This is a genomic window from Stenotrophomonas maltophilia group sp. LNF247, from assembly GCF_054083135.1.
In genome coordinates, this window is the sequence record NZ_JBSRQL010000020.1 from 56089 (window position 1) to 67523 (window position 11435).

Annotated in this window: 10 protein-coding genes and 1 riboswitch; of the genes, 3 read left to right on the top strand and 7 right to left on the bottom strand. The window is 66.9% G+C overall.

Annotated elements, in window-relative coordinates; all coding sequences use genetic code 11:
* Positions 1-15: 15 nt before the first annotated feature.
* The 5 genes from mmsB to ACTXG9_RS17220 are packed head-to-tail and all read right to left on the bottom strand — an operon-like array spanning position 16 to position 5555.
* The gene (gene mmsB / locus ACTXG9_RS17200) at positions 16-906 is read right to left on the bottom strand and encodes a 3-hydroxyisobutyrate dehydrogenase (RefSeq protein WP_021203766.1); all 891 of its coding nucleotides are present in this window, start codon (positions 904-906) and stop codon (positions 16-18) included.
* Entirely contained in the window at positions 903-2078 is a 1176-nt protein-coding gene (locus ACTXG9_RS17205) for an enoyl-CoA hydratase/isomerase family protein (protein ID WP_155028810.1), read from the bottom strand. Before ACTXG9_RS17205 ends, mmsB begins: the two co-directional genes overlap by 4 nt.
* Positions 2075-2872, bottom strand: a complete 798-nt coding sequence (locus ACTXG9_RS17210; protein WP_456115769.1) for an enoyl-CoA hydratase — start codon at positions 2870-2872, stop codon at positions 2075-2077. Before ACTXG9_RS17210 ends, ACTXG9_RS17205 begins: the two co-directional genes overlap by 4 nt.
* Entirely contained in the window at positions 2869-4035 is a 1167-nt protein-coding gene (locus ACTXG9_RS17215) for an acyl-CoA dehydrogenase family protein (protein WP_288039868.1), read from the bottom strand. Before ACTXG9_RS17215 ends, ACTXG9_RS17210 begins: the two co-directional genes overlap by 4 nt.
* Before the next feature lie 14 nt (positions 4036-4049).
* The gene (locus tag ACTXG9_RS17220; protein WP_019661851.1) at positions 4050-5555 is read right to left on the bottom strand and encodes a CoA-acylating methylmalonate-semialdehyde dehydrogenase; all 1506 of its coding nucleotides are present in this window, start codon (positions 5553-5555) and stop codon (positions 4050-4052) included.
* A 114-nt stretch (positions 5556-5669) separates the two neighbouring features.
* Between ACTXG9_RS17220 and ACTXG9_RS17225 the strand changes: the two genes are divergently transcribed.
* Positions 5670-7037: a helix-turn-helix domain-containing protein gene (locus ACTXG9_RS17225; RefSeq protein WP_019661852.1), complete on the top strand. Its 1368-nt coding sequence runs from the start codon at positions 5670-5672 to the stop codon at positions 7035-7037.
* A 132-nt stretch (positions 7038-7169) separates the two neighbouring features.
* Here the strand turns inward: ACTXG9_RS17225 and ACTXG9_RS17230 are convergent, their stop codons facing one another.
* On the bottom strand, positions 7170-7607 hold the full coding sequence (locus ACTXG9_RS17230) for a hypothetical protein (RefSeq protein ID WP_111097697.1): 438 nt from the start codon (positions 7605-7607) through the stop codon (positions 7170-7172).
* A 43-nt stretch (positions 7608-7650) separates the two neighbouring features.
* Positions 7651-9525 carry a patatin-like phospholipase family protein gene (locus ACTXG9_RS17235; RefSeq protein WP_111101764.1) on the bottom strand — a complete coding sequence of 625 codons (1875 nt, stop codon included), beginning with the start codon at positions 9523-9525 and terminating at the stop codon, positions 7651-7653.
* A gap of 127 nt (positions 9526-9652) precedes the next feature.
* Positions 9653-9867, top strand: a riboswitch (cobalamin riboswitch).
* A gap of 161 nt (positions 9868-10028) precedes the next feature.
* On the opposite strand from ACTXG9_RS17235, the gene ACTXG9_RS17240 reads away from it, so the two are divergent.
* Together ACTXG9_RS17240 and pncA are read left to right on the top strand one after the other, a co-directional pair.
* Complete coding sequence (locus tag ACTXG9_RS17240) at positions 10029-10715, top strand: epoxyqueuosine reductase QueH (protein WP_019661858.1); 687 nt, start codon at positions 10029-10031, stop codon at positions 10713-10715.
* 55 nt (positions 10716-10770) lie between these two features.
* Positions 10771-11397 (top strand): bifunctional nicotinamidase/pyrazinamidase, encoded by a 627-nt coding sequence (pncA, locus tag ACTXG9_RS17245; RefSeq protein ID WP_111097699.1) that lies wholly within the window; start codon positions 10771-10773, stop codon positions 11395-11397.
* The last annotated feature ends 38 nt before the right edge of the window (positions 11398-11435 follow it).

Below are 11435 nucleotides of genomic sequence, written 5' to 3' on the forward strand. Positions count from 1 at the left end.
CTACATATCCAAGCCTTACTTCTCGCTCGTGATGAGCTGCACGACGCTGGAGAAATCCAGCTTGCCGCGGCCAGCCTGGTGGTTCATCGAGTACAGGTTGCGGGCCACTTCGCCCAGCGGGATCGAGGCGCCGACACTCATCGCCGCTTCCACTGCCAGCCCCATGTCCTTCAGCATCAGATCGCTGCCGAAACCGCCGCTGTAGCCGCGCGAGGCCGGCGCATTTTCCAGCACGCCCGGCCACGGGTTGCACACTTCGGTAGCCCAGCTGCGGCCAGTGCTGACCGCCATCATCTGCGACAGCACCTTCGGGTCCAGCCCGTGTGCCACGCCCAGCGCAATGGCTTCACCGGTCACCGCCATGATCACGCCCAGCGCCATGTTGTTGCACAGCTTGGCGACCTGGCCGGCGCCGCTGGCGCCCACGTGGAAGATGTTTTTGCCCATCGCCTGCAGCACCGGACGGGCACGCTCCAGCGCGTCCTCTTCGCCACCGACGATGAAGGTCAGCGTGCCGGCCTGGGCGCCTGCGGTACCACCGGAGACCGGTGCATCGATCATCTGCAGGCCACGTGCGGCGGCGGCCTCTGACACCTTGCGCGCGCTGGCCGGTGCGATCGTGCTGCAGTCGATGACCAGTGCGCCATCCGGGATCGCGGCGAGGATGCCGTCGTCGCCCAGGTACACGCCTTCGACGTGACGGCTGGCTGGCAGCATGGAGATCACCACTTCGGCGTCGGCCAGGGTGTCGCGTGCCGACGACGCAGCACTGGCACCGGCGTCAACGGCGGCCTGGACCGCGGCCGGAACCAGATCGAACACGCGCACGCTGTGGCCGTTCTTGACCAGATTGGCGGCCATCGGGCCACCCATGTTGCCCAACCCGATGAATGCAATGCGGCTCATGCAAGGCTCCTTTCAACAAGGGGAGAGCCCAGGTCGGCCAGCGGATGCGCGGCATCGGCCCAGGGGGAAGCAAAGAAGGTGTCGGCCCACGCGCCGGTGGCCCCGGCCAGGGTGGCCGGGTTCCACTGCGGATTGCGATCCTTGTCGATCAGCAGCGCGCGGATGCCTTCGGCGAAATCACCATGGGCGGCGCAATGCAGGGCGACGATGTACTCCAGGCGGTAGATCGCGGCCAGATCCTGGCCGGCGCTGCGACGCTGAAGCTCGAAGGCCAGCCGCGCCGAACCCGGCGCACCGGCAGCAAGGGTCTTCTGAGCCGCCTGCAACCAGGCGTCGTCGGTCTGCAGGCCGGTAATGCGCGCCACGATGGCCTGCAGGTCATCGCCTTCGCACAGCGCCTCGACCTGTGCCGCATTGGCCAGCAGTGGACCGGTCGCAGCATCACTGGCATGCGACTGCAGCAGGTGGGTCAGGCGTTCGTGGTTGTGTGCGGGGTGGCTGGACCAGGCCACCTGCAGCAGCGCATCGAACACTGCACTGCGGCGCTCTTCGGCCACGTGCACATCGGCCAGGCCGGCATAGATGGCATCGCCCGGGTTGAGCAGTGCACCGGTCAGGGCCAGGAACAGGCCGCCCTTGGCCGGCACCCGCGGCAGCAGCCAGCTGCCACCGACATCGGGGAACAGGCCGACGGTGATTTCCGGGAAGGCCAGCTTGGAACGTTCGCTGACCACGCGGTGGCTGGCACCGGACATCAGGCCGATGCCGCCGCCCATCACAATGCCATGGCCCCAGCACAGGATCGGCTTGGCGTAGGTGTGGATGAGGTAATCGACGCGGTATTCGACGTCGAAGAACTCGGCAGCATAGGCGTTCTGGCGGATGTCGCTGTGGCCGGCCTCGCGGAAGGCGACCATGCTCTTGTACAGGCTGTGCAGGTCGCCGCCGGCGCAGAACGCCTTTTCACCGGCGCCCTGCAGCACCACCATGGCGATGCCGTCGTCGTCGGCCCAGGCATTCAACTGCTTCAGCAGCAGGTGCGCCATCGGCAGCGAGAATCCGTTGAGCGTGCGCGGCGCGTTGAGCGTGGCGATGCCGATGCGCGTGCCATTGCCGGCCACGCGCTCTTCGAACAGCACCGGTGCGTCGTCGGCAGCGGTGTCGATGCTCATGCGTTCTTCCACTGCGCGGTGCGCTTTTCCAGGAAGGCGGTTACGCCCTCGACCTGGTCGGCGGTGTCGAACAGGTCGACGAAGGCTTCGCGCTCGGCCACCAGCGCCGAGGCGTGGGTGCCGGCGCGGGTGGCCTGTACCAGCGTCTTGCAGGCGGCTATGCTGGTCGGGCTCTGCTTGCCGGCCTTCTTCGCCCATTCCAGTGCCAGTGCCTTGGCTTCGCCCTTGCCGACCTTTTCTTCGGCCAGGCCAATGCGCAGTGCGGTCTCGGCATTGATGCGCTCGCCCAGCAGGATCATGCGCTTGGCCCAGCCCTCGCCCACCAGGCGCGGCAGGTTCTGGGTGCCACCGGCACACGGCAGCAGGCCGACGGTGGCCTCCGGCAGCGCCACCTGGGCGTGGTCTTCGATGATGCGCAGGTCGCAGGCCAGTGCGCATTCCAGGCCACCGCCCATGGCGTAGCCGTTGATGGCGGCGATCGACACGCCACGGAACCCGGACAGCGCTTCGAAGGCTTCACCGAAGCGACGCGCGGCCTCGCGCGCAGCGGCCTTATCGCCGGAGGCGAACTGGTTGAGGTCGGCACCGGCGGAGAAGAACTTCTCGCCGTCACCGGTAATCACCAACGCGTAGATGTCGCGGTCTGCGTTGAGCGCGCCCACCAGGTCGCGCAGCGCCGACAGGCTGTGCACGGTCCAGGTGTGCGCCGGCGGGTTGTTCAGGGTGACCACGGCGGTATGGCCGTCGGCCTCGACCTTCAGGCCCACGTGCTCCTGGGTACGCCAATCCTTCATCGCAGTTCCTCTTCGGTGTTGAGCAGGTGACGGGCAACGATCACCCGCATGATCTCGTTGGTGCCTTCCAGGATCTGGTGCACACGGCAGTCACGCAGCAGGCGTTCGATCGGGTATTCACGGATGTAGCCGTAGCCACCGTGGATCTGCAGCGCTTCGTTGCAGACGTTGAAACCGGCATCGGTAGCGAAACGCTTGGCCATCGCGCACCACACGTTGGCGTCGCTGGCACCGGCATCGAGCTTGCGTGCGGCGGTGTGCACCATCTGCCGCGCGGCCACCAGCTGGGTGACCATGTCGGCCAGCTTGAACTGCAGCGCCTGGAATTCGGCCAGCGCCTTGCCGAACTGGCGGCGCTCGCCCATGTAGCGGCGTGCGGCATCCAGCGCACCTTGCGCGGCACCCAGCGAACAGGCGGCGATGTTGATGCGGCCGCCGTCGAGCCCCTTCATCGCCAGTTTGAAGCCGCCGCCTTCCTCTCCCAGAAGGTGGCTGACCGGCACGCGGACGTTTTCGAAGGTGATGCCGCGGGTGGGCTGGCTGTTCCAGCCCATCTTCTCTTCCTTGCGGCCGAAGCTGATGCCCTGCAGGTCCGACGGCACGGCAATGGCGCTGACACCACCGGCACCGGCACCGCCGGTGCGCGCCATCACCACCAGCAGCTCGGTGGCCCCAGCGCCGGAGATGAAGGCCTTCGAGCCGTTCAGCACATAGAAGTCGCCATCGCGCACGGCGGTGGCCTTCAGCGAGGCCGCATCGGAACCGGCGCCCGGCTCGGTCAGGCAGTACGAGGCCAGCTTGCTGCCTGAGGACAGGTCGCTGCCCCAGGCATCGCGCAGTGCCGGCTGGCCCCACGTGGACACCATCCACGAGGCCATGTTGTGGATGCTGATGTACGCCGCCGTCGACGGATCGACGTTGGCGAGCTCCTCGATGACGACGGCGGCGTCCAGCCGGCTCAAGCCGCTGCCGCCCACTTCCGGGTCCATGTACAGACCGCAGAAGCCCAACTCACCGGCCTTGGCGATCGCCTCGCGCGGAAAGATGCCCTCCGCATCCCATCGCGCGGCGTGTGGCGCCAGTTCGGCCTGTGCGAAGTCGCGCGCTGCCTCGCGGTACGCCTGCTGTGCTTCGTCCAGTTCCGTCGTCATCGAGTGGCTCATGGCTGCTCCTGCCGTTACTTCAGGCTGATCGTGGTGTTGACGCCGTGGCTCAGCGTCTCGTCATCGAACCAGCGCGCGGTGACCGTCTTGGTCTGGGTGTAGAACAGCACCACCTGCTTGCCGTACGGGCCCAGGTCGCCCAGCTTGGAGGCGCGCGAACCGGTGAACGAGAACAGCGGTACCGGCACCGGGATCGGCACGTTGATGCCGACCTGGCCGACGTCGATGTCTTCCTGGAACTTGCGCGCGGCAGCGCCGGACTGGGTGAACAGTGCGGTGCCGTTGCCGTTCGGGTTGCTGTTGACCATCGCGATGGCGTCTTCCAGCGTCTCTGCTTCGAGGATGACCAGCACCGGCCCGAAGATTTCTTCCTGGTAGATGCGCATGTCGGTGGTGACACCGGCAAAGATGGTCGGGCCGACGAAGTTGCCCTTCTCGAAGCCATCGACCTGCGGCTTGCGGCCATCCAGCACCAGCTTGGCACCCTGCTCCACGCCCGAGGCGATCAGGCCTTCCACACGCTCGCGGGCGCTGCAGGAGATGACCGGGCCGACGTCGGTGCCGGCCACGGTGCCGGCACTGACCTTCAGGGTCTTGGCCTTTTCAACCAGATCCTGCACCCAGTTGCGCGCTTCACCGACCAGCACCAGGGTGGAGGCGGCCATGCAGCGCTGGCCGGCCGCACCGAAGGCGGCGCCGACCATCGCGTTGAGGGTCTGTTCCTTGTTGGCGTCCGGCAGCACCACGGCGTGGTTCTTGGCGCCCATCATGCACTGCACGCGCTTGCCGGCCAGCGAGGCACGGTTGTACACGTGGGTGCCGACGCGGGTGGAACCGACGAACGACACGGCCTTGATGTCCGGGTGGTCGCAGATCGCGTTGACCACTTCCTCGCCGCCGTGGACGACGTTCAGCACGCCCTTCGGAATGCCGGCTTCCAGGGCAAGCTCGACCAGGCGCATGGTGACCATTGGGTCCTGCTCGGACGGCTTGAGGATGAAGGTGTTGCCGGTGGCGATCGCCATCGGGAACATCCACAGCGGAATCATCGCCGGGAAGTTGAACGGGGTGATGCCAGCGCACACGCCCAGCGGCTGCATGATCGTGTAGGTATCCACGCCATTGGCCACGTTGTTGGCCAACTCACCCAGCTGCAGGTTGCCGATGGCGGCCGCATGCTCGACCACTTCCAGGCCGCGGAACACATCGCCTTCGGCGTCGGGCAGGGTCTTGCCCTGTTCGGCGGTGAGGATGTGGGCCAGCTCGCTCATGTTCTCGCGGATCAGCTGCTGGTACTTCAGGAAGATGCGCGCGCGGGTGCCGATCGGGGTCTTGCGCCAGGTCTTGAAGGCTTCCTTGGCGGCGGCGACGGCGGCGTCCACTTCTGCGGTGGTGGCGAAAGGCACCTTGGCCAGCACGTCCTGGGTGGCCGGATTGATCACGTCCTGCCAGTGGGAGGTGGCCGATTCGATGAACTGGCCATCGATCAGCATGCGGATACGGGGCGCTTCAACAGTCATGACGACAATCCCACGGGCTCGAAAGATGCTTGGCATTATTCACAGCAGCCACCTCGATTTCCGGCCTGAATCCGCTTAATCTGGCCAACACGCCAGACGATTCATGTTAATTTTGTGAATTATTCGTCCAGCCAGCGGCAGCTTGGCCTTCGCTTGCTGCGGCTGCGCGAGCAGCGCGGCTACAGCCAGGTGGATCTGGCCCGCGCCTTGGGCCTGTCGGCCAGTTACCTGAACCAGATCGAGCGCAACAAGCGCCCACTCACCCCGGCCGTTCAGAAGAAGCTGGGCGAAGTATTGGGCGACGTTTCCTCACTATTCGACGAAGATGAGCCTGCCGCGCTGCAGGAAGCGCTGGGCGAAACCCTGCGCGACCTGGGCCTGGCGGAGGTCAGCGCGACCGAGCTGCGCGCCTTGGCCGGCAACCTGCCGCAGGTCAGCCGCGCCCTGCTGGATCTGCACCGCCGCCACCTGGCGCTGCGTGAGCATGCCGCCGCCCTGGAGTTCCAGCTGGGCGAACCCGGCGCCGGCAGCATCCTGCCCGCAGGCGACCAGGTGCGTGAGTTCTTCAACCGCATGCACAACCACATTCCCGAACTGGACGAGCTGGCCGAGCGTCTGTTCGCCGAGTGGGGGCTGTCGCCCGGGCACGTGGCACCACGCCTGCGCCAGCTGCTGGCCGACCGCCACGGCGTGCTGGTGGAAGTGGCCGCGCTGCAGGCCGGGCGCGAGAAGCGCCAGTACGATGCCGAAGCACGGCGGCTGTGGTTGCCGGACTACCTGGAGCCAGGCCAGCAGGCATTCCAGATGGCCGCCGAGCTGGCCCTGCACGGCTACCTGCCGCAGATCGATGCGGTGGTGGCACGTGCCGGCTTCACCGATGAGGCACGCATCGCTCAGGCCCGCATCGGTCTGTCGAACTATTTCGCTGGCGCCTTGGTGATGCCGTACATGCGCTTCCTGCGTGCGGCCGAGGCCAGCAGCTACGACATCGAACTGCTGGCACACCAGTTCGGCGTCGGCTTCGAGGCGGTCTGCCATCGGCTGAGCACACTCGCGCGGCGCAGCGCGCCCGGCCTGCCGTTCTTCTTCATCCGCGTGGATCGCGCCGGCAATGTGTCCAAGCGCCATTCGGCAACCGATTTCCACTTCTCGCAGGTAGGTGGATCGTGCCCGCTGTGGATCGTCTACGAGGCGTTCAACCAGCCCGGGCGCATCCTTACGCAGACCGCGCGCATGCCCGATGGGCGACGGCATTTCTGGCTGGCACGGCAAGTCAGCAGTGGTCCGGTCGGCCATGGCCAGCCGCGCAAGACCTTCGCGGTGGCGCTGGGCTGCGATCTGCAGCATGCCGAACGGCTGGTGTATTCGCTGGGGCTGGATGTGCAGAGCCCGGGCAATTCGGTGTCGATCGGCCCGGGGTGCCGGGTGTGCCCGCGCGAGGACTGCATGCAGCGTGCGTTCGCGCAGTTGCCGGGGAGATAGGTTCTTCTGCAGGGCTGCGCCCTGCACCCCTGTAGAGTCGAGCCATGCTCGACTGAAGCAACGGGTAGGTGCCCACCTTGGTGGGCACGCTCTGGCCGTGCGCGAAATGCATCCACGCGTGGCGTGGATCTACTAATCCCAATACACGGTCAGCACGCGGTGGCCTTGCGAGGGTACGGGGGCGTCGATGTGCTGGCCGTAGGGCCAGCCTTCACCCACACCGTCGCATTCCAGACCCTGCAGCCAGCCTTCCACGGTCTCGACGTCGGCGCGGGTGAGCACGTGCACGTTCTCTGCGGCAGGCCATTCGCTGTCGTCTTCCAATGCGCTGCTCCAGTCCTGGTGCAGGCCTACATACACGCCTTCCACCTCGGGCTTTTCGGCAATCGCGGCCAGGCGCGCGTACAGCTCGGCAATCGGCGGACGGCCGAAACCCCATTGGTTGGGCGCGATGCATTCTTCGAAATCATTGCCTTCGAAGTACGCGGCCAGTGGCACCACCGGCAGGTGCTCCGGGTCGCGGGCATCAAGGCGTTCAAGCAGATCCAACAGTTCCTGGCGGGCAGACATCCACAGCTCCTTGCAGCATGAAGCACGATTGTATCGATCGCGCTCAGTAGATCGGCGTCACCTTCATCTGCGGCAGCGGACGCGGTGCGCCGTCGGTCAGGTCAGGGCCCAGGTCCTCCCAGGTTCGGCCCTGCTCGACCATCTGCGCCCACAGCTGCTGCGAGCCGCGACGCTTGTCTTCCGAGCCCAGCTTGTACGACGGCGGTGTCGGTTCGCCGCGAGCGACCATCGAGTACGCCGCGCGATAGGCCAGTACCTGCTGCGCCGGGTCGTCGGTACGGGCCACTTCCAGCGTGTACCGTTGGTAGGCCGAGGCCAGGTTGCGCCAGCGGATCCAGTAGTGGTTCTCGAACGAGAACGAACAGAACCGCGCACCGGCCAGGCTGCCCTTGTCGGCGATGCGGGTCAGCACCTCCTGCGGCATGTCCAGGTTCATGCCACCTTCGTCGCCCTGCAGGCTCACATGCACGATGCGGTCGCGATAACCCGGCGCGCGCGCCTGCAGCAGGTCGCGCCAGTTCTGCATGGTCGCCACCACCGCGAACAGGAAACGCCCCAGCTCGGCTGCGGCCAGCGGCGTGGCAATGGACTGGTAATGCCGTTGCCAGCCGTGGCGGTTCTCGGTGGGCAGGAACACGGCATGCTCCAGTGCCTGCCGGCTACCGCTGCCCTGGCTCACGTCTTCGGCGTGCTGCGGGTAGACCAGGTTGATGGCGAAGGTCGGCCAGCGCGGCAATGCGGCGTCAAACAGATGGATCGGGAAGTTGCTGCTGATGCCACCATCGGAGAACCAGCAGATGCGGAAGGCGGTGATCACCGGACCGCAAGCCTGCCCGGCGCTGGTCAGCCCTTCCATGCTGTCGGCCACGTTGTGCTCGGGGTCGGCCGCCGGCGCGGTGGGTTCGCAGCGGCGCTCGCGGCGCGAGGGTTCGTGCAGTGGCACCGCGCTGATCAGCAACGGGAAGCTCAGGCTCATGCGTGTGGCCACCAGCACCGGCAGCTTCGGGCCCTGCGGCAGGTGGTAGTACTGCCGCCCCTCCACGTCCAGCGGCGGGCCAGCCTGATCCACCAGCCACTGCACCACGCTGGCCGGGAACAACTGCTCGAACTCTTCGCGCAGGAACCAGAACTGCGCGCCGCCCAGTGGCAGCGTACGCGGCTCGTTGTGCGAGACGCAGGTGGTGATCATCTGCAGGCTGATCGCGTGCGGGCTGTCCGGCTCGCCGGCATAGCGCGGTGCGTCGTGCAGGTCGGCGAAGGTCAGCGGTGCATCAAGTGGCTTGCCTGACAACTGCTGCAGGCACTCATGCAGCCACTCGGTCAACGCCGGTTTGCGTGCATCGCGGCCAAGGCCACTGCACAGGCCCAGCAGGTTGCGCCGTGCCACGCGGGCCACGCGCAGCACGGCACCGGCCACACCGGCACCGTAGGCGCACAGCAGCGACGGCAGCAGCGTGGCGGCCACACCGCTCCAGCCGCCGCCCCACCCGCCCAGGCCCAGCAGCAGCGCCAGCGACACCAGCACTTCCAGCGGCGCGATCTCGAATACCGCCACCGCCAGGCACAGCAGCTTGTGTGGCAGGCCCGCATTGCCGGTCAGCACCACCAGCAGCCGATAGGCCGCACGCGCGCCCCGCGCCGGTTGGAACAGGCTGTAGATGAACCCGCGCCGCGACAGCTGCGCCGACACCGCCGACAGCCCCCCATAACCGGCATCACTGGGCAGGTGCTCGCCGGCCTGCTGGCGACGATCGCCGCATGCCGCCGCAGCCGCCACCGCCGCAGCAATGGCGCCGGCCGAGGTACCGCCGATGCTCTTGAAGCGATACTCGCGCGCCAGCGCCAGTACCGCATTGGGGTACACGATGCCGCTGGTGATGCCGCCTTTCATGACCAGATCGCAGTACTTCGCCGCCACGAGCCACCTCCCGTCTGTCGATGCCCAGTATGGCAAGCGGCGCTCTCACGGCCTGAGAAACGGACCAGAGCCCCGAGCTTTCATTGACCCTTGACCATTGCCCTCGACGCGTCCACCGTGGGCACGCCGAAGGTATCCCCGCCGCAGCGTTGATGGCGACAGGGATTTGAACGGGAATCCGGTGAAGGCGCCTGGCGCGCCCATTCCGGAGCTGCCCCGCAGCGGTGAATGGAAACGAATCCTGCCAACAGCACTGGGCTCGCGCCTGGGAAGCGGCAGGTAGTAGGTGGGCTGCGGCCCGTGTCCATCAGCCCGAATACCGGCCCCGGCCGGGGGACACGACCGTCCCCTGACTCGACCTGGACTCTCCGCGGGGAGGGTGCCGGGGCCGTCGCTGACCTGCGCGTGCGGGCAGTGCGGCCGCGTGCGTCCTTTTCACGGTATCCGGCCAGCCCTGTCCACCCACGCGCAGATGCATGGGCCACCGCCGTTGCCGGCGGTCCATGCGGTACCTGACGATGACCGAGTTCCAACGCCCCACCCTGACCCTGCCTGCCAACGGCAAGCGCCTGCTGCTGCATTCATGCTGCGCGCCCTGCTCCGGCGAGGTAATGGAGGCGATCACCGCCTCCGGGATCGACTACGCGATCTTCTTCTACAACCCCAACATCCATCCGGTGAAGGAATACGAACTGCGCAAGCAGGAAAACATCCGCTTCGCCGAGCAGCATGGCATTCCCTTCATCGACTGCGACTACGACACCGACAACTGGTTCAGCCGTGCGCGTGGCATGGAGAACGAGCCCGAACGCGGCATCCGCTGCACGATGTGCTTCGACATGCGTTTCGAACGCACTGCGCTGTACGCGCACGAGCACGGCTACGACACCATCAGTTCGTCGCTGGGCATCTCGCGCTGGAAGAACATGGCGCAGATCAACGATTGCGGCATCCGCGCCGCCTCGCGCTACGAAGGCCTGCAGTACTGGGACTACAACTGGCGCAAGGGCGGCGGTGCCAGCCGCATGATCGAGATCAGCAAGCGCGAGCAGTTCTACCAGCAGGAGTACTGCGGCTGCGTGTATTCGCTGCGCGATGCCAACCGCCACCGTCGCGAGAACGGCCGCGAGCGGATCAAAATCGGCCTGCTGTACTACGGGCAGGACGCTGGGACGCCGCAGGGCGATTGACGTGTGAGCGAGGGGCGGCCACGCTGGTCGCCCCTTCTCTTGTAGTGGATCTGCCATGACCGCCCTGCCCGCCGACGTCGCCCTGCTGGTGATCGACCTGCAGCCGGACTTCATGCCGGGCGGCGCGCTGGCCTGCGACCAGGGTGATGCGCTGGTGGCACCGATTGCCGGACTGCTGGCGCAGCGCCGCTACCGCACGGTGGTGGCCACCCAGGACTGGCACCCGGCCGATCACGCCTCGTTCGCCAGCCAGCACCCCGGCCAACGCCCGTTCGAGACCATCCTGCTGCACGCGCAGCCGCAGACCCTGTGGCCCGACCATTGCGTGCAGGGCAGCGATGGCGCCGCTCTGCACCCGGACGTGGACTGGGCCATGGCCGACCTGATCCTGCGCAAGGGCACGCGCCAACAGGTGGATTCGTACAGCGCCTTCCGCGAGAACCACGGTCCCGATGGCGAGCGCCCGGCCACCGGCCTGGCCGGCTGGCTGCATGAGCGCCGTATCCGCGAAGTGCACGTGTGCGGCCTGGCCCGCGATTACTGCGTGCTGTGGAGCGCGCAGGACGCGGTGAAGTCCGGCTTCAAGGTGAAGTTCCTGTGGGAGCTGACCCGGCCGGTGACCGAGGCCAACGATACGATGGTACGCGAGGCGCTGGGCAAGGCGGGGATTACGCTCGCCTGACGCGCGACCGCCGGGCATGGCCCGGCGCTACCGGATCG